General features: G+C 72.9%; 23 protein-coding genes. 6 read left to right on the top strand and 17 right to left on the bottom strand.

What is annotated here, in order from left to right; translation table 11 throughout:
- The first annotated feature begins 113 nt into the window (after window positions 1-113).
- A complete protein-coding gene (locus AC07VC_RS03655) occupies window positions 114-917 on the top strand; it encodes a Bax inhibitor-1/YccA family protein (RefSeq protein ID WP_104343693.1) in 804 nt (267 codons plus the stop codon).
- Between the two features lie 113 nt (window positions 918-1,030).
- Here AC07VC_RS03655 and guaA read toward each other — a convergent pair whose 3' ends face one another.
- The 8 genes from guaA to guaB form a co-directional block, all read right to left on the bottom strand.
- Window positions 1,031-2,611: a glutamine-hydrolyzing GMP synthase gene (gene guaA, locus AC07VC_RS03650; protein WP_494674416.1), complete on the bottom strand. Its 1,581-nt coding sequence runs from the start codon at window positions 2,609-2,611 to the stop codon at window positions 1,031-1,033.
- Complete coding sequence (locus AC07VC_RS03645) at window positions 2,608-3,147, bottom strand: DUF3817 domain-containing protein (protein ID WP_494674417.1); 540 nt, start codon at window positions 3,145-3,147, stop codon at window positions 2,608-2,610. Before AC07VC_RS03645 ends, guaA begins: the two co-directional genes overlap by 4 nt.
- A gap of 9 nt (window positions 3,148-3,156) precedes the next feature.
- Window positions 3,157-4,173 (bottom strand): SURF1 family cytochrome oxidase biogenesis protein, encoded by a 1,017-nt coding sequence (locus AC07VC_RS03640; protein ID WP_494674418.1) that lies wholly within the window; start codon window positions 4,171-4,173, stop codon window positions 3,157-3,159.
- Window positions 4,173-5,699, bottom strand: a complete 1,527-nt coding sequence (locus AC07VC_RS03635) for a cation:proton antiporter (RefSeq protein ID WP_494674419.1) — start codon at window positions 5,697-5,699, stop codon at window positions 4,173-4,175. The genes AC07VC_RS03640 and AC07VC_RS03635 overlap by 1 nt, the downstream gene beginning before the upstream one ends.
- 3 nt (window positions 5,700-5,702) lie before the next feature.
- On the bottom strand, window positions 5,703-6,236 hold the full coding sequence (locus AC07VC_RS03630; RefSeq protein WP_094116559.1) for a cation:proton antiporter regulatory subunit: 534 nt from the start codon (window positions 6,234-6,236) through the stop codon (window positions 5,703-5,705).
- Window positions 6,237-6,335: 99 nt separating this feature from the next.
- Window positions 6,336-7,454, bottom strand: coding sequence for a GuaB3 family IMP dehydrogenase-related protein (locus AC07VC_RS03625; protein WP_094117055.1), 1,119 nt, complete (start codon window positions 7,452-7,454; stop codon window positions 6,336-6,338).
- Window positions 7,447-8,613, bottom strand: coding sequence for a hypothetical protein (locus AC07VC_RS03620; RefSeq protein WP_494674420.1), 1,167 nt, complete (start codon window positions 8,611-8,613; stop codon window positions 7,447-7,449). Before AC07VC_RS03620 ends, AC07VC_RS03625 begins: the two co-directional genes overlap by 8 nt.
- A 200-nt stretch (window positions 8,614-8,813) precedes the next feature.
- A complete protein-coding gene (guaB, locus tag AC07VC_RS03615) occupies window positions 8,814-10,316 on the bottom strand; it encodes an IMP dehydrogenase (protein ID WP_317229011.1) in 1,503 nt (500 codons plus the stop codon).
- A gap of 276 nt (window positions 10,317-10,592) precedes the next feature.
- On the opposite strand from guaB, the gene AC07VC_RS03610 reads away from it, so the two are divergent.
- The 4 genes from AC07VC_RS03610 to AC07VC_RS03595 are packed head-to-tail and all read left to right on the top strand — an operon-like array spanning window position 10,593 to window position 14,651.
- Window positions 10,593-12,002, top strand: a complete 1,410-nt coding sequence (locus tag AC07VC_RS03610; protein ID WP_494674421.1) for an ABC transporter permease subunit — start codon at window positions 10,593-10,595, stop codon at window positions 12,000-12,002.
- A gap of 6 nt (window positions 12,003-12,008) precedes the next feature.
- On the top strand, window positions 12,009-12,980 hold the full coding sequence (locus AC07VC_RS03605) for a branched-chain amino acid ABC transporter permease (RefSeq protein WP_104289944.1): 972 nt from the start codon (window positions 12,009-12,011) through the stop codon (window positions 12,978-12,980).
- Window positions 12,973-13,896, top strand: a complete 924-nt coding sequence (locus AC07VC_RS03600; RefSeq protein ID WP_094116561.1) for an ABC transporter ATP-binding protein — start codon at window positions 12,973-12,975, stop codon at window positions 13,894-13,896. The genes AC07VC_RS03605 and AC07VC_RS03600 overlap by 8 nt, the downstream gene beginning before the upstream one ends.
- Window positions 13,893-14,651 (top strand): ABC transporter ATP-binding protein, encoded by a 759-nt coding sequence (locus AC07VC_RS03595; RefSeq protein WP_094116562.1) that lies wholly within the window; start codon window positions 13,893-13,895, stop codon window positions 14,649-14,651. Before AC07VC_RS03600 ends, AC07VC_RS03595 begins: the two co-directional genes overlap by 4 nt.
- Before the next feature lie 488 nt (window positions 14,652-15,139).
- Here AC07VC_RS03595 and AC07VC_RS03590 read toward each other — a convergent pair whose 3' ends face one another.
- From AC07VC_RS03590 to groES, 3 genes are all read right to left on the bottom strand, one after another.
- On the bottom strand, window positions 15,140-16,429 hold the full coding sequence (locus tag AC07VC_RS03590) for an ABC transporter substrate-binding protein (protein ID WP_494674422.1): 1,290 nt from the start codon (window positions 16,427-16,429) through the stop codon (window positions 15,140-15,142).
- 178 nt (window positions 16,430-16,607) lie between these two features.
- Complete coding sequence (rarD, locus tag AC07VC_RS03585; protein ID WP_494674423.1) at window positions 16,608-17,561, bottom strand: EamA family transporter RarD; 954 nt, start codon at window positions 17,559-17,561, stop codon at window positions 16,608-16,610.
- Between the two features lie 120 nt (window positions 17,562-17,681).
- Entirely contained in the window at window positions 17,682-17,978 is a 297-nt protein-coding gene (gene groES, locus AC07VC_RS03580) for a co-chaperone GroES (RefSeq protein WP_012039257.1), read from the bottom strand.
- 144 nt (window positions 17,979-18,122) lie between these two features.
- Here groES and AC07VC_RS03575 point away from each other — a divergent pair, with 144 nt between their 5' ends.
- The gene (locus AC07VC_RS03575; RefSeq protein ID WP_494674424.1) at window positions 18,123-19,325 is read left to right on the top strand and encodes a class I SAM-dependent methyltransferase; all 1,203 of its coding nucleotides are present in this window, start codon (window positions 18,123-18,125) and stop codon (window positions 19,323-19,325) included.
- Window positions 19,326-19,416: 91 nt separating this feature from the next.
- Here the strand turns inward: AC07VC_RS03575 and AC07VC_RS03570 are convergent, their stop codons facing one another.
- From AC07VC_RS03570 to AC07VC_RS03545, 6 genes are all read right to left on the bottom strand, one after another.
- Window positions 19,417-19,842 (bottom strand): DUF4190 domain-containing protein, encoded by a 426-nt coding sequence (locus tag AC07VC_RS03570; protein ID WP_494674425.1) that lies wholly within the window; start codon window positions 19,840-19,842, stop codon window positions 19,417-19,419.
- A 112-nt stretch (window positions 19,843-19,954) separates the two neighbouring features.
- Window positions 19,955-21,583 (bottom strand): tRNA (adenosine(37)-N6)-threonylcarbamoyltransferase complex transferase subunit TsaD, encoded by a 1,629-nt coding sequence (gene tsaD, locus AC07VC_RS03565; RefSeq protein WP_494674426.1) that lies wholly within the window; start codon window positions 21,581-21,583, stop codon window positions 19,955-19,957.
- A complete protein-coding gene (tsaB, locus tag AC07VC_RS03560; protein WP_317229018.1) occupies window positions 21,580-22,197 on the bottom strand; it encodes a tRNA (adenosine(37)-N6)-threonylcarbamoyltransferase complex dimerization subunit type 1 TsaB in 618 nt (205 codons plus the stop codon). The genes tsaD and tsaB overlap by 4 nt, the downstream gene beginning before the upstream one ends.
- Before the next feature lie 9 nt (window positions 22,198-22,206).
- Window positions 22,207-23,946, bottom strand: a complete 1,740-nt coding sequence (alr, locus tag AC07VC_RS03555) for an alanine racemase (RefSeq protein WP_494674427.1) — start codon at window positions 23,944-23,946, stop codon at window positions 22,207-22,209.
- Complete coding sequence (alr, locus tag AC07VC_RS03550) at window positions 23,943-25,100, bottom strand: alanine racemase (protein WP_494674428.1); 1,158 nt, start codon at window positions 25,098-25,100, stop codon at window positions 23,943-23,945. Before alr (AC07VC_RS03550) ends, alr (AC07VC_RS03555) begins: the two co-directional genes overlap by 4 nt.
- Complete coding sequence (locus AC07VC_RS03545) at window positions 25,097-25,456, bottom strand: holo-ACP synthase (RefSeq protein WP_317229021.1); 360 nt, start codon at window positions 25,454-25,456, stop codon at window positions 25,097-25,099. Before AC07VC_RS03545 ends, alr (AC07VC_RS03550) begins: the two co-directional genes overlap by 4 nt.
- Window positions 25,457-25,463 lie beyond the last annotated feature (7 nt).

Raw genomic sequence — 25,463 nt, 5'->3', positions numbered from 1 at the left:
CGGAGAGCGCGTGCCCATCCGAGGAAATGCGGAGGCCGCGCGAGTGGTTTCCCAGGCTGGTCGGCTAAATTCGTCGGCAATCACGTTCATCCACCACTGAGAGTAGAAGGACCATGGCCAACCCCACGTTCTCCAACAACCCGGTCTTCAACGGCCGGGGTGCGCAGCCGACGAGGGAGGTGACCCCGGAGAGCCTCGACGAGCTCTACAACCGCCCCTCGGCGACCTCGGTCCAGACCGACCGGATGACCTTCGAGGACACGACCGTGAAGACGGTCAGCCTGCTCGCCATCGTCGTGGTGCTCGGCGCCGTCGCATGGATCTCGGGTCCGCTCGCGCTCCCCCTCGCCATGCTCGGCGCCATCGGCGGTCTCGTCCTCGGCCTCGTCAACTCCTTCAAGAAGGAGCCGTCGGTCCCGCTCATCGTCGCCTACGCGGCGTTCGAGGGACTCTTCGTGGGTGGCATCTCCCGCGTCTTCGACAACATCTATCCGGGTGTCGCGACGCAGGCGGTCCTCGGCACGGCGGCCGTCTTCGCGACGGTCCTGCTGCTCTTCCGCAGCGGCAAGATCCGCGCCTCCAAGAAGGCCACGAAGATCTTCATGGTCGCCATGGTCGGCTACCTGCTCTTCTCGGTCGTCAACTTCGCCCTCACGGCGTTCGGCGTCCTGGACAGCCCGTTCGGCCTCCGCAGCGAGACGGTGTTCGGCATCCCGCTCGGCGTGATCCTCGGCATCTTCGTCGTGCTCCTGGCCTCGTACTCGCTGGTCCTCGACTTCGACTTCATCCAGCGCGGCGTCCGCTCGGGCGCTCCCCGCCGGTACGGGTGGACCGCGGCCTTCGGCCTCGTCGTCACCATCGTGTGGCTGTACGTCGAGCTGCTCCGCCTGTTCGCCATCCTGCGCGGCAACAACTAGCACCACCGCCGGTCCGCGGCGCAGCACCGCGGACCGGCAGAACGACGAAGGCCGCTCCCCTCGGGGAGCGGCCTTCGTCGTCCAGCGCCGGCGTCAGGGCCGGAGCGGGAGGATCACTCCCACTCGATGGTGCCCGGCGGCTTCGACGTGACGTCGAGCACGACGCGGTTCACGCCGTCGACCTCGTTCGTGATGCGGTTGGAGATGCGCGCCAGCACGTCGTACGGCAGGCGGGTCCAGTCCGCGGTCATGGCGTCCTCGCTGGAGACGGGGCGCAGCACGATGGGGTGGCCGTACGTACGGCCGTCGCCCTGCACGCCGACGGAGCGGACGTCCGCGAGGAGCACGACCGGGCACTGCCAGATCTCCTGGTCGAGGCCGGCCGCGCTGAGCTCGGCCCGCGCGATGGCGTCGGCCTTGCGGAGCAGCTCGAGGCGCTCGGCCGTGACCTCGCCGACGATGCGGATGCCGAGGCCGGGGCCGGGGAACGGCTGGCGTCCCACGATGACCTCGGGGAGGCCGAGCTCACGGCCGATGGCGCGCACCTCGTCCTTGAACAGCGTGCGGAGCGGCTCGACGAGCTCGAACTTGAGGTCCTCGGGGAGCCCGCCGACGTTGTGGTGGCTCTTGATGTTCGCGGTGCCCGTGCCGCCGCCGGACTCCACGACGTCCGGGTACAGCGTGCCCTGCACGAGGAAGCGGATCGGCTCGCCGTCGGCCTTCGCCTCGAGCACGAGCGCCTCCGCGGCGCCCTCGAACGACCGGATGAACTCGCGGCCGATGATCTTGCGCTTCGCCTCGGGGTCCGTGACGCCTGCGAGGCCGTCGAGGAACTGCTCGGCCGCGTCGACGGTGACGAGGCGGACGCCCGTGGCGGCCACGTAGTCCTCCTCGACCTGGCGGCGCTCGTCCTGGCGGAGGAGGCCGTGGTCGACGAACACGCAGGTGAGCTGGTCGCCGACCGCGCGGTGCACGATCGCCGCGGCCACGGCCGAGTCGACGCCGCCGGAGAGGCCGCAGATGACGCGGGCGTCGCCGACCTGGGCGCGGATGCGCTCGACCTGCTCGGCGATGACGTTGCCGCTGTTCCAGTCGCCGGGGATGCCCGCGGCGCGGTGCAGGAAGTTCTCGAGCACGGCCTGGCCGTGCGCGCTGTGCTTGACCTCGGGGTGCCACTGCACGCCGTACAGGCGGCGCTCGTCGCTCGCGAAGGCGGCGACGGGCGTCGAGGCGCTGGATGCGAGGACCTCGAAGCCCTCGGGGGCCTTCGACACCGAGTCGCCGTGGCTCATCCACACGGTCTGGTCGTCGGGCTGGCCGTCGAGGAGGGTGCTTCCGGGCGTGAGCGTGACCGCGGTGGATCCGTACTCGCGCTGGCCGGTGTGCGCCACCTCGCCGCCGAGCGCGCGGGCCATCACCTGGAAGCCGTAGCAGATGCCGAGCACCGGGACCCCGAGTTCGAGGATGCCCTCGTCGAGGCCGGGCGACCCCTCCTCGTAGACGCTGGACGGGCCGCCGCTCAGCACGATGCCCGAGGGGTCCTTCGCGCGGATCTCCTCCGCGGTGATCGTGGACGGCACGATCTCCGAGTACACGTTGGCCTCGCGGACGCGGCGGGCGATCAGCTGCGCGTACTGGGCGCCGAAGTCGACGACGAGGACGGGGCGCTGGTTCGTGGGGTTGTCGACGCTCAAGTGGTGGCCTCCGTGGTGGTGGTCGGGTCGATGGGTCGGGGATCGGGATCGTCGGCGCCGCCGGTCGGGGCCGCGCGGCGGGGCGCCTCGAGCCTCGCGATGGTCTCCCGCACCTGGCGGGCGATGCGCGCCTCCACCACGAAGGAGAGGAACGGCACGACGCCGCCCGCCGCGATGAGGATGAAGCGCGTGAACGACCAGCGCATCCTCTGCCACAGCAGGAAGTCGCTGATGAGGTAGACCACGTAGATGTTGCCGTGGACGATCTGGATGATGAGGCTCAGGTTGGTGCCCGTGAGCGTGTCGGCGGGCGACAGCGCCAGGAAGCCGGACGGTCCGTTCAGCTCCAGCTCGTAGCCCGCGCCCGCGAGGTACTGCAGCGAGCCGTCCACGAACTGGAAGCCGGGCAGGTACTTGAAGCCCATCTCCACGACGAGGAGCAGGAGGAACGCGCCGGTGATGAACGCCATGACGCGGTAGAAGGCGAGGACCCTCCGGATCTGCGGGACGTCGGAGCGCTTGAGTCCGTAGGCCATGGGGCGATCCTACCGGTCGGCGTCTGCGCGGCCCCCGGGGCGGGCGGCCCCCGGGAGGGCGGACCCGACGGGGGCGTCGAGGTCGTCGCCGGGGGACGCGTCGTCGTCCTCCTCGTCCTCGTCCTCGTCCTCGCGGTAGCCGGGCTGCTCCCGCGCCCACGTGTCGCGGACGGTGCGATACCAGATGACGATCGCGAAGATCGCGAAGACCGCCCACTCCGCCGCGTAGAAGATGTTGAGCCAGTTGAGCTGCACCGCCTCGCTCGGCGGCGGGGAGTCGATGGCCTCGAGACCCGCGACGGGCGCGGAGGCGACGATGAACCCGTTGTAGACGGCGCCGACATCGCCCGGCCAGAGGTTCACGAGCGCCGCGGTGCTGAGCCGCGTCATGCGCTCGGGGTCCTGGCCCGAGCCCGGCGGCTCCGGCTGCTCGCTGGGCAGGAAGCGGCCGACGACCTCGACGACCCCGGTGGGCGTCCCGTCGCCCGCGTCCATGGCGGCGGCCACGCGCGCGGCCTCCTCGTCCGTCGCGGCCCAGCCGAGCGCCACGGGAACGCTGTCCGGCAGGGCGTCGGAGTCGGGATCCGCGGGGACGCCGGCGTCCGTGATGGCGAGGTGCCCCACGACCCAGGCACCGGTGCGGTCGCCGTTCCGGCGGTCGGCGACGACGACGAGGTCGCCGGGGACGAGGGTGCCGGACACCGTGACCATGTGGCCCGCGGACCGGTCCGTGACGTAGCCCTGCGGCTCGACGAGGGTCCCGAGCGGGAGCGCCGTCTCCGTGTCGCGCTCGATGACGACGCCGGACTCGACCGCGCGAGCCAGCTGCCACTGGCCGAGGGCGGCGAAGCCGGCGGCGATGACCAGGGCGAGCGCCAGGAGCGCCACCGAGCGGGGGCGCCGGGCGACCTGGCCGACGGTGGGACCGGGAGCCTCGGATGCGGGGCCGCCAAGTCCGCCGGAGCCAGCGGATCCGGAGGCCGGCCGGTCGGAGGCGGGGATGCGGTGGTCGGGTGCGTGCGTCATCAGTAGTCGGGTTCCCGTTCGCGGGTGGGCGGTGTCCAGGTGTCGTGGTCGGACTGCTGTCCGGCCTGCTCGGCGCGGCGTCGGTCGGGCGCAGGATGCGCGTCCGCCTCCCCGTCGTCCGAGGCCGGGCCCGCGGACCCCGTGGCACCGCGCGCGCCCTCCGCCTCGGGTCCGGTACCCGGCGTCGTGCCGCGTCCCGGTGCGCCGGGACGGGATCCGGCGACCGCGAGCCCGTCGTCGTACGCGGACGTCGCGGCGGCGGGGGCGTCGCCGCGCTCGGCGGCCTCGAACAGCGCGAGCGCCCCGGCGCGCTCCGCGTCGCGCTCGGCCTTCTCCGCGGCGCGCCGGGTCGCGGACCGGTAGCGGGTGGGGAGCACGGCCGTGCCGATGCGCACCGAGTTGGCGGCGAGGAGCGGGCCCATGATCGCCATGACGAGCACGTACAGGCCGGCGAACGGCTGGATGCGCTCGTCGAGCCCCGCCGAGAGCGACAGGGTCGCGAGGATGAGCGCGAACTCGCCCCGGTTCTGCAGGATGAACGCCGTGTTGATGCCGGCCTGCGCCCCGTGGCCGTTCAGCCACGCGACGAACTGCCCGGCGATGAGGTTGAGCACGAAGGTCATCACCACGGCCACCAGGACCGGCACGACCACGGTCGGGAACTCGCCGGGATCGAGCGCCAGGCCGAAGTTGAGGAAGAAGAACGCGCCGAAGACGTCGCGCAACGGGATGGCGATCTGCTCGATGCGGTTGCGCATGCGGGTCGCGCCGAGCACGAGGCCGATGAGGAAGGCGCCGATCGCGTCGGTCACCCCGAGGACCTCGCCGATGCCGCCGAACAGGATGGCGAGCCCGAAGAACAGCACCGTGAACAGCTCGACGTCGCGCGTGCGCAGGAAGCGGGACAGGAACGCGCCGCCCTTCCGCGCGACCGTGAACATCACGACGAGGAACGCGAACGACACCGCGAGCTGCCCGACCACCGCCCACGGCTCGGTCTGGCCGCTGAGCACGACGGACACGATGGCGAGGTAGACGGCGATGAAGATGTCCTCGACCACGGTGACCCCGAGGATCATGGGGGTCTCGTCGTTGGCGAGGCGGTTGAGCTCGATGAGCAGCTTGGTGACGATGGCGCTCGAGGAGGTCGCCGTCATGCCGGCGATGATGAGCGCCTCGCGGGTCCCCCAGCCGAGCGCGAACCCGAACGCGAAGCCCACGCCCATGTTGATGAGCACGTAGGAGCCGCCGGAGACGATGAGCTTCCCGGCGTTGCCGAAGAACTCGTCCTGGTCGAACTCCAGCCCGAGGTTGAACAGGAGCAGGATCAGGCCGAAGACGGCGATCAGCTCGATGTCCCCCGAGGCGAAGTCGAGGGGGAACCAGTGGACGCTCGGGCTCGCGAGGAGCCCCACGAGCATGTAGATGGGGATCGCGGGCAGGCCGATGCGCTTGCCGAGCTGGCCGAAGGCGTACGCGAGGACGAACAGCAGGCCGAGGACGATGAGGTCGTGGCCGTGGTGCACCCGCTACCCTCCGTCCGGCGCGGAGCCGGATGCGGGACGGTGCGGGAACTCGCCCGTCCGGTAGAACGCGAAGGCCTTGGCCACCTTCTCGGGCGAGCCGGCGACCACGAGCGTGTCGCCCGGGTAGACGGTGAAGTCGTCGGCGGGGGCCGGGTTCGCCGAGTCGCCGCGCACGACGGCCACGACCGTGAGGCCGACGACGCCGCGGGAGGCGAGGTTGCCGAGCGCCTGCCCGGCGATGTGGTCGTCGTAGTCGACCGTGAACCAGTCGATGCTGAGCCCCGGGATCTGGTCGAGCTTGTCGATCGACTCGGTGATGCGGGTCCCGCCCAGCAGCTCCGCGAGCGTGTGGGCCTCGTCCTCGCTGAGGCGCAGCGACACCTTCTGCGTGTCGGGACCGTCCTGCTCCTCGGAGAAGGTGATCAGGTCGCTGTGGCCCGAGCGGTGGGCGATGACGCCGACCTTGCCCCCGTCGTCGGTGATGAAGGTGTGCAGCACGCCGACACCCGGCAGCTTGACGCGACGGACCTCCGCCATGCGCGCACCTCCCTCTTCCTGACCTTCACAACGCGGGCCGCGCCCCGCATGTTCCCGGACCGCGCATGCGGCGCGGACCGGCCGGGCGGCCGGCGTGGACTACTTGCCGTACGGCGCGACGACGACCTCGACGCGCTGGAACTCCTTGAGGTCGGAGTAGCCGGTGGTGGCCATGGCGCGACGCAGGGCGCCGACCAGGTTTGCGCTGCCGTCGGCGGTGGTGGACGGGCCGTAGAGGATCTGCTCGAGCGGGCCGACCTGGTCGACGCGGACGCGGTGCCCGCGCGGCAGCTCCGCGTGGTGCGCCTCGGCGCCCCAATGGAAGCCCTGGCCGGGCGCGTCGGTCGCGCGGGCGAGGGTCGAGCCGAGCATGACCGCGTCGGCGCCGACCGCGATGGCCTTGACGATGTCGCCCGAGCTGCCGAGACCGCCGTCGGCGATGACGTGCACGTAGCGGCCCCCGGACTCGTCCATGTAGTCGCGGCGGGCGCCGGCGACGTCGGAGAGGGCCGTGGCCATGGGCGCGTGGATGCCGAGCGTGGAGCGCGTCGTGGACGCCGCTCCCCCGCCGAAGCCGACGAGGACGCCGGCCGCGCCGGTGCGCATGAGGTGCAGGGCCGCCGTGTACGTGGCCGCGCCGCCGACGATGACGGGCACGTCGAGCTCGTAGATGAACTCCTTGAGGTTGAGCGGGGCCGCGGCCTTCGAGACGTGCTCCGCGGACACGGTCGTGCCGCGGATGACGAAGAGGTCGATGCCGGCGGCGACGACGGTCTCGTAGTGGTCGGCGGTGCGCTGGGGCGAGAGGGCCGCGGCGACCACGACGCCGGCCGCACGGATCTCGGCGATGCGCGCCGTGATGAGCTCGGGCTTGATGGGCTCGGAGTAGATCTGCTGCATGCGCCGCGTCGCGGACTCCGGCGGCAGCGAGCGGATCTCCTCGAGCAGACGCTCGGGGTGCTCGTAGCGCGTCCACAGCCCCTCGAGGTCGAGGACGCCGACCCCGCCGAGGCGGCCCATGGCGATGGCCGTGGCCGGGGAGACCACGGAGTCCATGGGCGCCGCGAGGAACGGGATCTCGAACTGGTAGGCGTCGATCGACCAGGCGACCGAGACGTCCTGCGGGTCGCGCGTGCGCCTCGACGGGACGATGGCGATGTCGTCGAACGCGAACACCCGGCGGGCCCGCTTGGCGCGGCCGATCTCTACATCACTCACCCGCACAGCCTAGCGGCGGGCCGCTGGACGGCCAGCCGACGCCGGAGGCGCTCCGTGCGCGGCCGGAGGCGGGGCCGGCCGGTCGCACGGGCTCGAGGCCCGCGTGCACGAGGAGCGCGCGGAGCCGCCCGGGGCCCAGCACGTCCCGCTCCGTGACGTCGACCATGCGCCACCGCGCGCCATCCGCCGACAGCCCGGGGTCGGACGGCCCGCCGTACCGCGTCGGCCTCGACGAGGACGACGGCGGCGGCGCGGGCGGCGCGATCCGCAGCCCGACGCGGTCTCCCGGCCAGGTCAGGGCGACGCGTCCATGTCCCTCGACCCGCACGCCGACCTCGGGGCGCGCCATCCCGGCCTCGGCGGCGATGCCGCGCGCGACGGACTCCGCCGGGCCGACCGCGCCGCCCTCCGCGGCCGAGATCAGGAGCGCGGACCGTCGGCTCCAGGGACCGGGGCCGCGCAGCGCCCGCTCCGCCTCGAGGTCCGCGCGGGTGATCGGCGACGGCCTGCTCGCCCCGAGCGCGTCGTCGAGCGCGACCAGGCCGTGCGCGAACCAGCCCGGCCCGCGCGGCGCGGCGTCGCGAACGGCCGCCATCGCCGCCTCGTGCGACGCGGCGAGCGCCGTCGCCGCGAGCCCGGGCAGCAGCACCCCCGCTCCGGCTCCGCCTCCGCCGACGCCGACGCCGACGCCGACGCCGACGAGCGAGGATCGCCCGCCGGACGGGTCGCGGACGGTGCGCGTGCCCGCGCGGCGCGAGGGTGCGTGCCCCGGCACGTCGAGGAGCGTCACGAGCCGCGGCCACGGCGTCATGCGCGGGAGTCCGTGCACGGCGGCGGCCGAGGCGCCGCCGAGCACGACGGGCGGCGTGGACGCGCTGACGAGCGCCCGGATGCGCAGGAGGTGCCGCTCCCGACCCGACACGGCCTCCCACCCGCTCCTCTCGACGTGCACCCCGGCGCGCAGCCGCACGAGCTCCCCCCGCGCCTCGGCACGTGCGACCGTCACGGGGTCGGCACGCTCGTGCACCGCGTCCGCGCCGCAGTCGGACGCCTCACCGGCGGACTCCGCGCCGGACAGGATCAGGACCACGTCGGGAGGCCCCAGCACCCCCGCCCCGAGGACGTCGGGCACGGGCATCTGCGGGGAGTCGGGCGGCATGACCGCACTGTGCCGTGCCCGGCGCTCGCCGGACGCTCGCCGGCGCGGCCCGCGAGCCGTCGGTCACCACGCACCCCTGTGAGGGAGGGCGCCCCGCATCCCGAGGTCGACCCGGCGACGACCGCCGACGACGCGCGAGGGGCCGGCGCTGTCCGCGTCGGCCCCTCGTCCTCACCGCGCGTGACGCGCGGCCCCGCGCATCAGCGCCGGTAGTTGGGCGCCTCGACGACCATCTGCACGTCGTGCGGGTGCGACTCCTTCAGCCCGGCCGCCGTGATGCGCACGAAGCGCCCGCGGTCCTTGAGCTCGCCGACCGTGCGCGCCCCGACGTAGAACATGGACTGCCGGAGGCCGCCCGTGAGCTGGTACACCATGTTCGCGAGCGATCCGCGGTAGGGCACCTGGCCCTCGATGCCCTCGGGGATGAGCTTGTCGTCGCTCGGCACGTCCGACTGGAAGTAGCGGTCCTTCGAGTAGGAGGTCTTCGAGCCGCGGGTCTGGAGCGCGCCGAGCGAGCCCATCCCCCGATAGCTCTTGAACTGCTTGCCGCCGACGAACATGAGGTCGCCCGGGCTCTCGTCGCAGCCTGCGAGGAGGCTGCCGAGCATGACGGTGTCGGCACCGGCGACGAGCGCCTTCGCGATGTCGCCCGAGTACTGCAGGCCGCCGTCCGCGATGACCGGGATGCCGGCGGCGCGCGCGGCGAGCGACGCCTCGTAGACGGCGGTGACCTGGGGCACGCCCACGCCCGCGACCACGCGCGTGGTGCAGATGGACCCGGGGCCGACGCCGACCTTGATGGCGTCCGCGCCCGCGTCGATGAGCGCCTGGGCGCCCGACCGGGTCGCGACGTTGCCGCCGATGACGTCGACGTGCGACGTCGCCGGGTCGGACTTCAGCCGGCGGATGATGTCGAGCACGCCCTTGCTGTCGCCGTTCGCGGTGTCCACCACGAGCACGTCGACGCCCGCCTCCACGAGGGCGAGCGCGCGCTGCCAGGCGTCGCCGAAGAAGCCGATGGCCGCCCCGACGCGGAGGCGCCCCTCGGCGTCCTTGGTCGCGTCCGGGTACTGCTCGGACTTGTCGAAGTCCTTGACCGTGATGAGGCCGCGGAGCTTGCCGGCGTCGTCCACCAGGGGGAGCTTCTCGATCTTGTGCTCCGCGAAGATCGCGATCGCGTGGTCGGGATCGATGCCGACCCCGCCCGTGATGAGCGGGGTGCGGGTCATGACGTCGCGCACGAGCGTCGTCGCCGCCTGGACGGGCGAGACGAAGCGCATGTCCCGGTTGGTGATGATGCCGACGAGGGTGCCGTCGGACTCGACGACGGGGAGGCCCGAGACGCGGAACTGGCCGCAGAGCGCGTCCACCTCGGCGACGGTGGCGTCGGGCCGCGTCGTGACCGGGTTCGTGATCATGCCCGACTCGCTGCGCTTGACCTTGTCGACGAAGGCCGCCTGGTCCTCGATGGAGAGGTTGCGGTGGATCACGCCCAGACCGCCCTGCCGGGCCATCGCGATGGCCATGCGCGCCTCGGTGACGGTGTCCATCGCCGAGGAGAGGAGGGGAGCCGCGACGCTGATGTTGCGGGTGAGGCGGGACGTGGTGTCCGCCTCGCTGGGGATGACGTCGGTGTGCCCCGGGAGGAGCATGACGTCGTCGTAGGTGAGGCCGATGACGCCGAACGGGTCGGACTGATCCAAGTTCCCTCCAGGGGGGTGAGAGGCGGACGATGCACCCGGGGGACCGCGTCGGCAACCGGTGTGTCGATGTTAACGGTCGTGCTCCCGCGCTATTCCCGCGCTATCACGCCGCCGCGCGCCGTGGACGCGAAACATCCAGGACATAATCAGCACGTACTGTCAACCAACGTCGTCCTGACGGTAGTCGCGGTGCCTGTGCGGATGTGCCCATCCCACGGCTCCCCCTATGGAGGTCTAGTGATAGCCACTGGTTCGGCCGGAGCACGCGCGCAGCGCATGTGGGCCCTGATTCTCGCGGTGGCGTTCGCCTGCGCCGCACTCGTCCTCACGGCCCCGGCGGGTGCTCACGCTGATCCCCGCGCGGCGCCCCAGGCCGTCGACCCGGCATCCGCCGAGCAGTCCCTGCTCGTGTGGGTCCGGGCGGACGCCGACAAGACCGGCATCGCCGGCGTCACCGTCACGGTGTCGGGCGGCGGCGTCGACGCCACCGGCACGACCGACGCGGAGGGCAAGGCGGAGGTCGGGCTGTCCGCCCCCGGATCGTTCACCGTCGAGGTCGACGAGTCCACGGTCCCCGAGGGCGCGGGCATCCCCCGCGCGGGCTCGAGCCCCCGCGAGATCGACGTCGCCGCGGGCAACAAGAACGTGCCGGCCTTCTTCTTCCTCTCCCCCGACGGCGGCGCGGCGGCGGGCCCGAGCCCCACGCCGAGCACCGACGCGGGCACGTCCACCGGCGGCGAGACGGCCGCCCCGGACACCGAGACCGGCGCCGTCTCGGGCACCGCCGAGCCCGTGTCGGGCAACAACTTCTGGAAGATCTTCTGGCCCAAGGTGGTGACGGGCCTCATCTTCGGCCTCCTCCTCGCCCTCGCCGCCATCGGCCTCTCCCTCATCTACGGCACGACCGGCCTCAACAACTTCGCGCACGGCGAGCTGGTGACCTTCGGGGCCCTGATGGCCTACCTCTTCAGCAACGTGCTGGGACTCAACCCGGTGCTCGCGATCCTCATCACGGTGGTCCTCGGCGGGGCGTTCGGCTACACGCAGGACGCCGCGATCTGGAAGCCGCTCCGGCGGCGGAACCTCGGCCTCGTGCCGCTGATGATCGTCACCATCGGCCTGTCGCTCGCGCTGCGCTACCTCTTCCAGTTCATCTTCGGCGCCGACCGCCTGACGCTGCCGAACAGCCCCGCGCCGTTCCTCGTCGTCGGGCCGGTGAGCCTCAAGTTCACGGACGTCGCCGGAGCGGTGGTCTCCATCGTGCTGCTGCTCGCCGTCGCGTACGTGCTGCTCTACACGAAGATCGGCAAGGCCACCCGCGCCGTCTCCGACAACCGCTCGCTCGCGGCCGCGTCCGGCATCGACGTGGAGCGGGTCATCCGCGTGGTCTGGGTCGGCGGCGCGGCCCTCGCGGCGCTGTCCGGCGTCTTCATCGCCTACTACCAGTCGCTGCGCTGGGACACGGGCGCCTCGATCCTGCTGCTCGTCTTCTCCGCCGTCGTCCTCGGCGGCCTGGGGACGGCGTTCGGCGCCCTCATCGGCTCGATCGTGATCGGCGTCTTCATCAACGTCAGCACCATGGTCCTGCCCGAGAACATGAAGTACGTGGCCGCTCTCGTGGTCATGATCGTCATCCTGCTCGTCAGGCCCCAGGGCATCCTGGGCCGGAAAGATCGGATCGGTTAGCCGCGCATGAACACCAACTTCATCTTCCTGGCGATCGGCGAGATCTTCTCGCCGACCACCGCGGCGTACGCGCTCGCGACCGTCGGCCTCGTGATCCACTTCGGCTTCACGGGCCTGCTCAACTTCGGCCAGGCCGGCTTCATGGCCATCGGCGGGTACGCGTTCGCCATCACGGCGGTCATGTACGACTGGCCCGTCTGGGCGTCCCTGCTGGCGGCGATCGTCGCGTCCACCGTCTTCGCGCTGATCCTCGGGATCCCGACGCTCCGGCTGCGGGCGGACTACCTGAGCATCGTGACCATCGCCGCGGCGGAGATCATCCGGCTCAGCGTCAAGACGCCCGAGTTCTCGAGCGTCACCGGCGGCTCCGAGGGCATCAACGGCGCGGCCGCGGGGTTCAACGACCTCAACCCGCTGCCCGAGGGCCGGTTCGGCGCGGGCGTCCTCACCTACTCCGCCGACCAGTGGTGGATCCGCATCGTGGGCTGGGGCCTCGTCGGCATCGCCTGCCTCCTGGTCTTCCTCCTCATGCGCAGCCCCTGGGGCCGCGTGCTGAAGGGCGTGCGCGAGGACGAGGACGCGGTCCGCGCGCTCGGCAAGAACGTGTACTCCTACAAGATGCAGGCGCTCGTGCTCGGCGGCGTGTTCGGCGGGCTCGCGGGCGTGGTCTTCATCCTCCCGAGGTCGCTGCAGCCCGACAACTACGGCACGCAGCTCACGTTCTTCCTGTACACGATCATGCTGCTGGGCGGTGCCGCGACGATCTTCGGCCCCGTCATCGGCTCGATCATCTTCTGGGTCACGCTGTCGCTGTCCGACGGCCTGCTCAGCCTCGCGGTCACGAACGACTGGCTGCCCATCTCGAGCACCCAGCAGGGCCCGATCCGCTTCATCATCGTGGGCGTCGCGCTCATGCTGCTCGTGATCTTCCGACCACAGGGCATCTTCGGGAAGAAGAAGGAGACGCACTTTGCCTGACAAGACCCCGGTCTCGGCCATCCTCGACGGCGATGCCGGTCCGGGCTGCGCCAAGAAGGACCCCATCATCGTCGCGCACGGCGTCAGCCGGCAGTTCGGCGGCCTGAAGGCGGTCGACGTCGACCACCTCGAGATCCCGCGCGGCTCCATCACGGCCCTCATCGGCCCGAACGGCGCGGGCAAGACGACCTTCTTCAACCTGCTGACCGGCTTCGACAAGCCGAACACCGGCAAGTGGGAGTTCTCCGGCCGGAACCTCGCCGGGATGAGCGCGTTCCGCGTCGCCCGCCTCGGGATGGTCCGCACGTTCCAGCTCACGAAGGCGCTCGGCGGCATGACGGTGCTGGAGAACATGCGCCTCGGTGCCACCGGCCAGGGCGGCGAGAACTTCTTCTCCGCGCTGATCCGCCCGCTGTGGAGCCGGAAGGAGGACGAGATCACCGAGCGCGCCCGCGGGCTGCTCCGGAAGTTCAAGCTCGACGCCAAGGAGGAGGACTACGCGGCCAGCCTCTCCGGCGGACAGCGGAAGCTGCTCGAGATGGCCCGCGCGCTCATGACCCGTCCGCAGCTCGTCATGCTCGACGAGCCCATGGCCGGCGTCAACCCGGCGCTGACGCAGTCGCTGCTCCACCACATCCTCGACCTCAAGACCGAGGGCATGACCGTGCTGTTCGTCGAGCACGACATGCACATGGTCAACGAGATCGCCGACTGGGTCGTCGTGATGGCCGAGGGCCGCATCGTCGCCGAGGGTCCGCCCTCGACGGTGATGAGCGACCCGGCCGTCATCGACGCCTACCTCGGCGCGCACCACGACACCGACCTCGGCACGCTCACCGGCCAGCGCGAGGTGGCGAAGGACATGGAGTCCGACCTCGTCAAGGAAGAGATCGAGAAGGAAGCGGCAGAGAAGTGACGGCAGAGCGGGTCCTCCAGACCACCGACCTCCACGCGGGCTACCTGCCCGGGGTGAACATCCTCAACGGGTGCAACGTGCACGTCGACAAGGGCGAGCTCGTCGGCATCATCGGCCCGAACGGCGCCGGCAAGTCGACGCTGCTGAAGGCGATCTTCGGCCAGGTGAACGTGCGCGGCGGCAGCATCGAGCTGAACGGCCAGGACATCACCGGGCTGAAGGCCGACAAGCTCGTGTCCCGCGGCGTCGGCATGGTGCCGCAGAACAACAACGTGTTCCCGACCCTCACCATCGACGAGAACCTGCAGATGGGCGTGTACCAGAAGCCCAGGATGTACAAGGAGCGGCTGGCGTTCGTCACCGACCTGTTCCCGGAGCTCGGCAAGCGCCTCAAGCAGCGCGCCGGGTCCCTCTCCGGCGGCGAGCGGCAGATGGTCGCCATGTCGCGCGCGCTGATGATGGACCCGACGGTGCTGCTCCTCGACGAGCCGAGCGCGGGCCTCTCCCCCGTCCGCCAGGACGAGACGTTCATCAACGTCGCGCAGATCAACCGCGCGGGCGTCTCGGTCATGATCGTCGAGCAGAACGCCCGCCGGGCCCTGCAGATCTGCGACCGCGGCTACGTGCTCGACCAGGGCAAGGACGCCTACGAGGGCCGTGGGCGCGAGCTCATGAACGACCCGAAGGTCATCGAGCTGTACCTCGGCACGCTCGCCGCCGACCAGGAGAAGGCCAAGGCGGCACCGCAGCCCTGATCTCCCGCTCCTCGCACCATCCGACGCGGCATCCCCACGGGGGTGCCGCGTCGTCGTGTGCGCGGCGCGCGGCCGGCGGCGACGCCCGGCCGGCGGGCGGCGGAGTGCGTGCAGCTGCACGGGCGAGCGAGCGTGCGTGCGTGCGTGATCAGGCACGGCATCGCCCGCGCCGGTCAGGGCCGCGCCCCGACGTCCCCGAGCGCGTGCACGCGGCCACGGCGAGCTGACGGCGCGGCACCGTGATCCTCAGCTCCCGCAGGGCCCTCGTGGCGGCAGGCAGCGGTCCCGGCCGTGCGGTCATGGCGCCACGACGCGTCCCCGCCGACGCGCGCACGCCGGCGCCGCTGCGAGGCGTGCGGCCGGTGCCGCGCGTCCGCCCGTGCCGGTGCACGGAGGCCGCTGGGGCTGCGTGCAGGCGCCGGGCACGCGGGAGGGCCCGGTCCTTCCGGACCGGGCCCTCGGGCTCGTGCGTCGTGCGGGGTGCGGTGCTAGTCGAGCTTGCCGTAGACCTGCTCGGAGAAGGTCTGGACGTTGCCCTCCTCGTACTTGTAGACGGAGACGTACGCCTCGGTCGGGTCGCCGTTCTCGTCCCACGTGATCGGGCCGGAGATGCCGTCGTAGTCGATGTCCTCCCCGTCGGCGATGAGCTTCGCGCAGTCGGCGAACGACTCGCACTTGGTGCCGCCCTCGGAGACGGACTGCAGGTTGTCCTTCAGCGTCGCGCCGTCGGTCGCGCCACCCTGGAGGGCGGCGAGGGCGAGCAGCGTCGTGCCGTCGTAGGACTCGGCGGCGTAGCTGAAGACGGTCAGCTCGGGGTCGCCGTCGGCCTTGACCATGTCCTGCAGACGACCCTGGAAGTCCTCCTTGGCCTCGACGCCCGGGTTCGTGAACTGGGCGCCCGCGATGTCGACGTTGGTGTCGGTCTCCTTGATGACGCCGTAGTTGCCGTCCGTGCCGTAGAAGTTCGCGAAGTCGAAGCCCTTGGACGCGAGCTGGTCGGCGATCGTCTTGATCTCGTCGAACGAGATGACCACGAGCGCGTCGGGGTTCGGGGCGAGCACCGACGTGATGGCGCTGTTGAAGTCCGTGGCGGACGGCTCGAACACCGACTCGGCGGCAATGGTGGCGCCGCCCTCTTCGAGCGTCTTCTTGATGTTCTCGCGGAGGCCGGTGCCGTACGCGTCGTTCATGTAGAGGATGGAGACGTTCGTCTTGCCGTCCTGGAGGATCTTGTTGCCGAGGATGCGGCCCTGGAGCACGTCCGAGGGGGCGGTGCGCCAGTAGTAGCCGTCGTCCTCGTAGGTCGTGAAGTCGGGCGAGGTGTTCGCCGGCGACAGCTGGACGACGCCGGCCTGCGTGACCTGGTCGATGAAGGTCTTCGAGACGCCGGAGGACGCGGCACCGAGGATGGCGCTGTTGCCGTCCGCGATGAGCGACGTGGCCGACTGGCTCGCGATGTCGGTGGTGGTGTCGCCCGAGTCCTTGTCGGTGACGGTGACCGTGATGCCGGCGGCGGCGTCGTTGATGTCCTGCTCGGCGAGGTGGACGCCCGCGAACTCGGGCGGGCCGAGGACGGCCAGCGAACCGGTCTGGGGCAGGATCGTGCCGATCTTGAGTTCCAGGCCGCCGTCGCCCGTGGTGCCTCCGCTGCCGCTCTCGCCGCTGCCGCCGGAGCAGCCGGCCAGGACGAGCGCGCCGGCCACCGCGATGGTGACGGCGCTGAGGGCGGTGCGGGCGGATCGTGAGCGGGAGGCCGAAGCCCTGCCGAATGCGCTCATGGTGCTCCTTATGGATGTGTGTGGTGATGCTCGGGAATGTGGTGCATGAGGCACGCGAATGCGCGCCTCGCCTGGTGCGACCCTAGGGCGCGCGTGAGACGGACACAATGCATCGGCATTTCCGGCGTGTAACGCGACCCGATCGTTACCTTTCGCGGAATGCGCGACGGGATCCGAATCAGATGCCCTCGACCACCGCCGGATCCCTCCGGATGGGCGCGGACGGCGATGCGGCGCGACGCGCCGTGCCGAGCATGTCGATCGTGAGCAGCACGAGCGCCGCCCAGACGATCGCGAAGCCCGCCCAGCGCTCCGGCGGCATCGCCTCGTGCATCACGAAGACGCCGAACGCGAACTGCAGCAGGGGCGCGAGGTACTGCGTGAGCCCGATCACGGACAGCGGCAGGCGACCCGCCGCGAAGCCGAACAGGAGGAGCGGACCCGCGGTGACCACGCCCGTGCTCACCAGGAGGAGCGTGTGCCCGAGCGAGACGGTGCCGATCGTGAGGCCCGCCCCCGCGCCGGTGATCACGAGCATGGTCGTGGCGGCCGGCACGAGCCAGGCGGTCTCCAGCGCGAGGCCCGAGAGCGCGTCCGCCTGGCCGCTCACGCGCTTCTTGACGAGGCCGTACAGGCCGAAGGACCCGGCGAGCGCCAGGGAGACCCACGGGAGCTGCCCGTAGCCGATCGCGATGACGGCGACCGCGACGGCGCTCAGCCCGACGGCCGTCCACTGCAGCGGACGCAGGCGCTCCCGCAGGAGGACGACGCCGAGGAGCACGGTGACGATCGGGTTGATGAAGTAGCCGAGCGCGGTCTCGACGACGTGGCCCGAGAGCGTGCCGTACACGTAGACGGTCCAGTTGACGAGGATCAGGTGCCCCGCGAGCCCGAGGCCCAGGAGGATCCGCGGGCGCCGCACGATCGCGACCACGTGCGACCAGCGGCGCGCGACCGTGATGACGAGGGCGCAGACGACGAGCGAGAAGAGGATGCGCCAGCCGACGATCTCGAAGGCCCCCGCCGGCACGAGGAGGAGGAAGAAGACCGGCAGGACCCCCCACAGGCCGTAGGCGCCGACGGCGGCGAGGAGGCCGGTGCGGGTCGAGGTCTCCGGGGCGGGGTGCGTCACCTCCCGAGGCTAGCCCCGCGACCGGCGTCGGCCCGCCGGATCGGCCGCCGGACGCACGGGAGCCCGGCCGAACGCGTCGGCCGGGCTCCCGGGTGGTGCGGTGTCGCTAGACGACGAGCGTCAGCGCTCGATGACCGCGAGGACGTCGCGCGCGGAGAGGACGAGGAGGTCCTGGCCGTCGTACTTGACCTCGGTTCCGCCGTACTTGGAGTAGATGACCTTGTCGCCCACGGCGACGTCGAGCGGGACGCGGTTGCCGTTGTCGTCGATGCGGCCGGGGCCCACGGCCACGACCTCGCCCTCCTGGGGCTTCTCCTTGGCGGTGTCGGGGATGACCAGACCAGACGCTGTGGTCTGCTCGGCTTCGACCTGCTGGATGACGATGCGATCCTCGAGCGGCTTGATGGAGACCGACACGGTTGACCTCTTCCTTCGTGACTAAGGGACAAGACTGATTGGCAATCCCCGGGGGAGAGTGCCAGGTGAGATTCTACGGGCTGGGCTTGCACTCGTGCAACGCGAGTGCCAATCGGTGGGGAGCCGCTTCGGTACGGTGGGCGGATGGACCAGACCGACCTCCGCGAGGTGCTCTCCCTCGAGGGGCTCCGCCTGCTCGACAGCCTGCCCGAGCCGCGGCCGGGCGACGACGCGGTCCGGATCGTCACCGCGCTGCGCGGCGAGGGCCACTCCCCCGCGCTGGTGAGCGCCGTCCTCACGCAGTCCCGGCTGCGCGCCCGCGCCCGCGCCAAGTTCGGCGAGTTCGCCGGACGCATGCTCTTCACGGAGGCCGGGCTCGAGCAGGCGACCCGCCTGCCCGTCGCCGCGCAGCACGCCGGGCGCTTCCAGCAGGCGGGCGTGGCGCACGTCGCCGACCTCGGCTGCGGGATCGGCGGGGACGCGATGGCCATGGCGGCCATCGGGATCCGCGTCACGGCCGTCGAGCGCGACGAGGTGACCGCCGCGGTCGCCGGCTGGAACCTCGCGCCCTTCCCCGAGGCGGAGGTCGAGCAGGGCACGGCCGAGGGCTTCGACGCCGGCCACGTCGACGGCGTCTACCTCGACCCCGCGCGGCGCACCGACGGGCACTCCTCCACCCGGCGCATCTCGGACCCCGCGGCATACTCGCCGACGCTCACGCAGGCGTTCGAGCTGGCGGCGGGGCGCCCCGCGGGCATCAAGCTCGGGCCCGGCCTCGACCGCGACCTCATCCCCGACGAGGCGGAGGCGCAGTGGGTCTCCGTCGACGGGCAGGCCGTGGAGATGGGGCTGTGGTTCGGGCCCACGCGCCGCGACGGCGTGCGGCGGGCGGCGCTCGTGATCAGCGGGGCGTCGTCGTCGGAGCTCGTGTCCGCGGCCGACAGCCCGGACGCGGAGCTCGGCGAGCTGGGCGAGCACCTGTACGAGCCGGACGGCGCCGTCATCCGCGCCCGGCTCATCGGCGACCTCGCGCGCTCGCTCGACGGCCGCATGGTCGGCGAGGGCATCGCGTGGATCACGGCCGACCGGGAGCAGGCGACCCCGTTCGCGCGCGGGTTCCGCGTGCGCGAGGTGCTGCCGCTCGACGAGCAGCGGCTGCGGCGGGAGCTGCGGGCACGCGGCATCGGGACGCTGGAGATCAAGAAGCGCGGCGTCGACGTCGATCCGGCCCGGCTGCGCACGCGGCTGCAGCTGAAGGGGGACGCGTCGGCGACGCTCATCGCGACGCGCGTGGGCGGCCGGCGGGTGGCGATCCTCGCGGACCGGCACGGGGCCGTCGCGGGCTGAGGCCGGCTCCCCGCCCGGACGCGACGACGCGGCCGCCCCGAGGGGACGACCGCGTCGTGGTGGTGCGGATGGTGCGTGCGTGCCGGACGGGCTACGGCGCCGTCGGCAGCGGGGTGCCGTTGATCTCGCCGGTCTGGATCGCCGTGTTCACGAACACGACGACGACCAGCACCACGACGATGCTGACGAGGACGCCCACGATGCCGAGGATGAGGCCGGTGAGCCAGAAGCCCTTGGTGCCGGGGTTGCGCTTGCGCGCGAGGAGGCCCGTGATGATCGCCGCGATGCCCACGAAGAACGTGAGGAACCACAGCGGGAGCGACAGCACCACGGAGACGATGCCGAGCACCATCGAGGTGATGGCGAGGCCCTTCTTGGGCGCACCGCCGGGGCCGGGCTGGTAGGGCGCCGCGTAGGGCGAGCCGGATCCGGCGGCGGGAGCAGCCGGGTAGGACGGCTGGCCGGGCGCGGGCGGGAAGTCGTCGGAGGAGCGGTCCGGGTTCTGCGGATCGGTCATGGTCGTTCCTTTCGTCCCTGGGAACATACCGTGACATCGCCCCCGCGTTTAGAGGCTCGCGGAAATGGCCCCGGACGGGGGACCACCGGATCGGGACCGGATCCGGACCGGCTCAGCCGACCTGGACGACGGTGACCGGGAGGGTCGAGTCGGCGCCGAACGCGAGGCCCGACGGCGCGCGCCCCGCCTCGATGAGGCGCGCCCCGAGCGCCGCGATCATCGCGCCGTTGTCGGTGCACAGCGACAGGGGCGGGATCCGCAGCTCGATGCCCGCTGCCCGGCACCGCTCGGCCGCCACCTCCCGGATCCGCGAGTTGGCGACCACGCCGCCGCCGAGGAGGAGGCGTGGGATGCCGTGGTCGACGCACGCCGCGACGGCCTTGGTGAGGAGGACGTCGACGACGGCCTCGCGGAAGCTCGCGGCGACGTCCGCCACGGGCACGGGCTCGCCGGCGTCCTGGCGCTTCTCGACCCAGCGCGCGACCGCGGTCTTGAGGCCCGAGAAGGAGAAGTCGTAGCGGTGGCGCTCCATGTCCTTCGGGAGGCTCAGGCCGCGGGGGAATCGGATCGCCCGGGGGTCGCCGTCGGCCGCGACCCGGTCGATGTGCGGACCGCCGGGGTACGGCAGGCCGAGCACGCGCGCGACCTTGTCGAAGGCCTCGCCCGCGGCGTCGTCGATCGTCTCGCCCAGCAGCTCCACGTCGTCGACGAGGTCGCGCACGAGGAGGAGGGACGTGTGGCCGCCGGAGACGAGGAGCGCGATGCTCGGCGCCTCGAGCGGCCGGCCGGATCCGCCGTCGACGCTGAGGAGGTCCGCGCCGACGTGGCCCACCAGGTGGTTGACGCCGTGCAGCGGGACGTCGAGGGCCACGGCGAGCGCCTTCGCCGCGCCGACGCCCACCATGAGGGCGCCGGAGAGGCCCGGGCCGGCGGTGACCGCGATCGCGTCGAGCTCGCGGAGGGTGACGCCGGCCTCCTCGAGCGCCGCCTCGATCGCCGGGGTCAGCGCCTCGAGGTGGGCGCGGGCGGCGACCTCGGGGACCACGCCGCCGTAGCGCGCGTGCTCCTCCATCGAGCTGGAGATGACGTTGGCGAGGAGCGTCTGGCCGCGGACGATGCCGATTCCGGTCTCGTCGCAGGAGGTCTCGATGCCGAGGACGAGCGGGCCCGCGGTCGCGTCGCACTCCCCCTCGGACGCGCACCCGTCGACGTCGTCGTCGGCGCCGTCCGCCGGGGCCGCGGGCTCCGCGGCGGGGCGCGGCTCGGTGGCGACGTGCGGGACCGGGCCGAGCGGGGCCCGCATCACGACCGCGTCGACGTCGTCGGGCTGGTAGTAGTGCGGGCGCACGGCGATCGGCTCGAAGCCGAGCGACGCGTAGAGCGCCTGCGCGACCGGGTTGTCCGCGCGCACCTCGAGCAGGACCTCCCGCGCGCCCCGGGCGTGGGCCTCCACGAGGAGGCGGGTGAGGAGGGCGCGGCCGATGCCGCGGCCGCGGGCGGATCCGGCGACCGCGATGGTCTGCACGTCGGCGGCGTGCAGGCCGCGCGGGCAGGAGAGCCCCGCGTAGCCGAGGATCGCGCCGTCGGACGCGTCGACCGCGACGACGTACCAGCCGTGCCGGGAGACGAGCTCGCCCCGCATGGCGTCCTCCGACCAGGCGTCGCTGACGAACGTGCTCGTCTCGAGGCGCATCAGCGCCGGGAGGTCCGCCAGCGCGGCCGGCCGGAAGACCACGCTCACGAGGTCACCCGCTTGGGTCCCGTGGAGACGGTGACGTCGGGCGAGCGGAGGTACAGCGCCTCGTCGGCGGCCTGCGGCAGCTCGAGGGCGTCCATGAGGCGCGCGACCTGCGCGAGGGACGCGGCACGGACCCCGGCGGCGTCGACGCGGTGGTCCGCCGTGGGCACGTCGTCGGGTTTGCTGAGGCCGGGACCGGCGGTGCGCTCGGCGACGCCGCCGGCCGCCGGCTCGGCGTACACGGACCAGTACAGCTCGCGGCGGCGTGCGTCGGTGACGACCACGAGGGACCCGGTGCCGCCCGCGGCGTAGTGGTCGTGGGCGACGGCGTCGTGGCTGACCACGGGGATGACGCGGACGTCGAGGCCGGTGGCGAGCACGCGGGCCGCCGCGATGCCGACGCGGAGGCCGGTGAAGGGGCCGGGGCCCATGCCCGCGACGACCGCGCGGATGTCGCAGCGGTCGACGCCGCACGCGGCGAGGCACTCGTCGAGCAGGGTGCCGATGACCTCGGCGTGCCGCATCGTGTCGGCCTCCTGGCGCTCGGCGAGGACCCGGCCGTCGGGGTCGATGACGGCGACGCCCGTGCCGGCGGAGGTGTCGATCGCGAGGAGCACTGGTCGAGTCTAGGCGCGGGCGCGCGCGCGGAGCCGACGGACGCGGACGGTGCGGGGCTCCTCGAGGGCGGCGTCGGGATCCGCGGCGTCATCGCCGACGGCGTCCGGATCCGCGTCCCCGGCTCCCGTCGGCCGCGAGATCCTCAGGTCCCACCACTCCTCGGCGACGCCGTCGAGCTTGCCGTCGCCCCACTCGACCACGACGACGGAGCGCGCGAAGTCGATGTCGAGGTCGTCGAGCTCGCGGGCGTCGGCCAGCCGGTACGCGTCCACGTGCACGAGCGGCGGCCCCTCGACGAGGCTCGGGTGCGTGCGGGCGAGCACGAACGTGGGGCTCGTGACGGGTCCGCGGACGCCGAGGCCGTCGCCGAGGCCGCGGGTGAAGGTGGTCTTGCCGGCGCCCAGCGGGCCGGACAGGACCACGAGGTCGCCCGCGCCGAGCTCGCGCGCGAAGGCGCGGCCGAGCTCCTCCATGTCGTCCGTCGTGGGGACGGGCACCCGCTCGTCGGAGAGGACGGCCGGGTCGGCCGCCGGGTCGGCCGCCGCGTCGGCGCGCTCGTGGAGGTGCACGCGGTCGACCCGGGGCCCGACCCGCGTCACGATCTCGTCGCCGATGGTCTCGGCCCACCCGGCCCACTCCTCGGCGGTCGGCTCGCCGCGGTCGCCGGGCCCCAGGACCACGACGGTGTCGCCGACCTCGACGGGCAGGTCGCCCACGTCGAGCACGAGCTGGTCCATCGCGATGCGGCCGGCGATCGGGAAGCGGCGGCCGCCCAGCAGCACGGACGCGTGCGGGCCGGCGATGCGCGGGATCCCGTCGGCGTAGCCCAGCGGCACGAGCGCGAGCGTCGACGGCCCGGCGGTCCGGTGGTCGAGGCCGTAGGAGACGCCCTGCCCGGCCTCGACGCGCTTGACCGCGACGACGTCGGCCTCGAGCGTCATCGCCGGGACGAGGCCGAGGTCCCGGCCGGAGCGGTCGTCGAACGGGGAGATGCCGTAGACGGCGATGCCGAAGCGGACCATGTCGAAGCGCGCCGCGGGCAGCCGGATCCCGGCCGAGCTCGCCGCCAGGTGCTTCTCCGCCGGGCGCGCGCCCAGCTCCTCGGCGACGCGGACGGCCTCGTGGAAGCGGGCGAGGGCCGCGTCGTCGTCCTCGGGCGACGCGTCGGCGAGGTGCGACCAGAGCGCGTGCAGGGTCAGCTCCCCCGCGGCGTCGGCGGCGACGGCCGCGCGCACGAGGTCCGGCCACAGCTCCGGGGTGGCGCCGTTGCGGCTGAGGCCCGTGTCGGCCTTGAGGTGCACGCGGGCGCGGATCCCCGTGGCGCGCCCGGCGGCGGCGATGCGCTCGAGCTCCCACAGGGCGGAGACGCCGAGGTCGATGCCCTCCTCGACGGCCACGCGGAAGTCGGTGTCGACGCCGTGCAGCCAGGCCAGGAGGCGGGCTCCGATGTTGGCGCGTCGCAGCTCGACCGCGGACGCCACGTCGAGCACCGCGAGGCTCTCCGCGCCCGACTCGAGGGCGGCGCGCGCGACCTGGAGGGCGCCGTGCCCGTAGGCGTCGGCCTTGACCGCCACCATCGTGCGGGCGGGCGCGGCGAGCGCCGCGAGGGTGCGGACGTTGTGGCGGATCGCGTCGAGGTCGATGACGGCGCGGCGACCCGGCGCGACGGGGGCGGCAGGGGCGACGGCCGCAGTGGGCGCGGGCCGGTCGGCATCGGGTGCGGGCGCCGCGTGCGCGGATCCGGTCATGCCAGGTGCCTCCGGGTCACGCGGCCGGCGACGCGCGTGACGATCTCGTAGCCGATGGTGCCGGTCGCCTCGGCCCACTCCTCCACCGACGGGGCGCCCGTGGCGGGATCCCCGAACAGCACGGCGTCGTCCCCCACCGCCACCGCGCGCCCGTCGACGACCCCGTCGCCCACGTCGACCACGAACTGGTCCATGGCGATCCGGCCGCTCACCCGGAAGCGGGCGCCGTGGATCGCGACGGGCGCCCGGTTGCTCGCGAGGCGCGGGACGCCGTCGGCGAAGCCGAGCGAGACGAGGGCGAGCGTCGTCGCGCGCGTGGTGCGGTACGTGTAGCCGTAGGAGACGCCCGTGTCGGCGGGCACGCGCTTGACCGCGACGACGCTGCCGACGAGGGTCATCGCGGGCACCAGGCCGAGGTCGGCCGACGTGACGCCGTCGAGCGGGGAGATGCCGTAGATCCCGATGCCGAGGCGCACCATGTCGAGCCGCGCCTCGGGCACGCGCAGCGCGCCGGCGGTCGCCGCGAGGTGGCGGATCCCGGGCTCCAGCCCCGCGGCCCCCACGACGTCGAGCGCGGCGTGGAAGGCGCGCACCTGCGCGGCGTCCTCGTCGGCGCCGGCGTTGGCGAGGTGGCTGAAGACGCCGCCGAGGCGGACGACCCCCTCGGCGACGAGCGCGCGCACCTCGGCGACCACGGACGGCCAGTCCGCGGCGGTGACGCCGTTCCGGCCGAGTCCCGTGTCGACCTTGAGGTGGACGTCGGCGGGTCGCCCCGCCCGGCGCGCGGCCTCCGCGGCCTCCCGCACCTGGCGCCGGCTGTTGAGCCCGAGGTCGATGCCGTGCGCGATGGCGGTGCCGAAGTCGGCGCCGGGGGCGTGCATCCAGGTGAGGACGGGCGCGTCGATGCCCGCGGCCCGCAGGGCGAGCGCCTCGCGGATGTCGACCACGCCGAGCCGGTCGGCGCCGCCCGCGAGGGCCGCGCGGGCCGACGCGACGGCCCCGTGCCCGTAGCCGTCGGCCTTCACCACGGCCATCACGAGCGGGGCGCCCGTGGCGGCGCGGAGTGCGCGGACGTTCCGGGAGATGGCGCCCGTGTCGATGCGCGCCTCGCGACGGAGGGCGGCCGGGGCCTGGAGCGTCGCCTCGTCGGTCATGCGCCCTCCCCCTCCGTCACCACGAACGCGGTCGCGAGCCCGGCGTCGTGGCTCATGCTCAGGTGGATCCGCGTCACGCCCCGCTCGCCGGCGACCGCCGCGACGGCCCCGCCGATGCGGAACGACGGGTCGCCGTGCGCGTCGCGGACGACCTCCATGTCCTGCCAGCTGATCCCGCCGGGACCGCCCAGCGCCTTGATGAGCGCCTCCTTGGCGGCGAACCGCGCGGCCAGCGAGCGCACCGGCAGGGCGCGCTCGGCGGGCGCGAACAGGCGCGGCACGAGGCCCGGCGTCCGCCCGGCGCTCCGGGCGAAGCGCGCCACGTCGACCACGTCGACGCCGATGCCCCTGATCACGCGCGCC

The sequence above is a fragment of the Clavibacter sp. GW821-FHT01D01 genome (assembly GCF_059422605.1).
The sequence above is the reverse complement of the archived record's forward strand: the minus strand, read 5'-3'. Positions and strand labels throughout refer to the sequence as shown.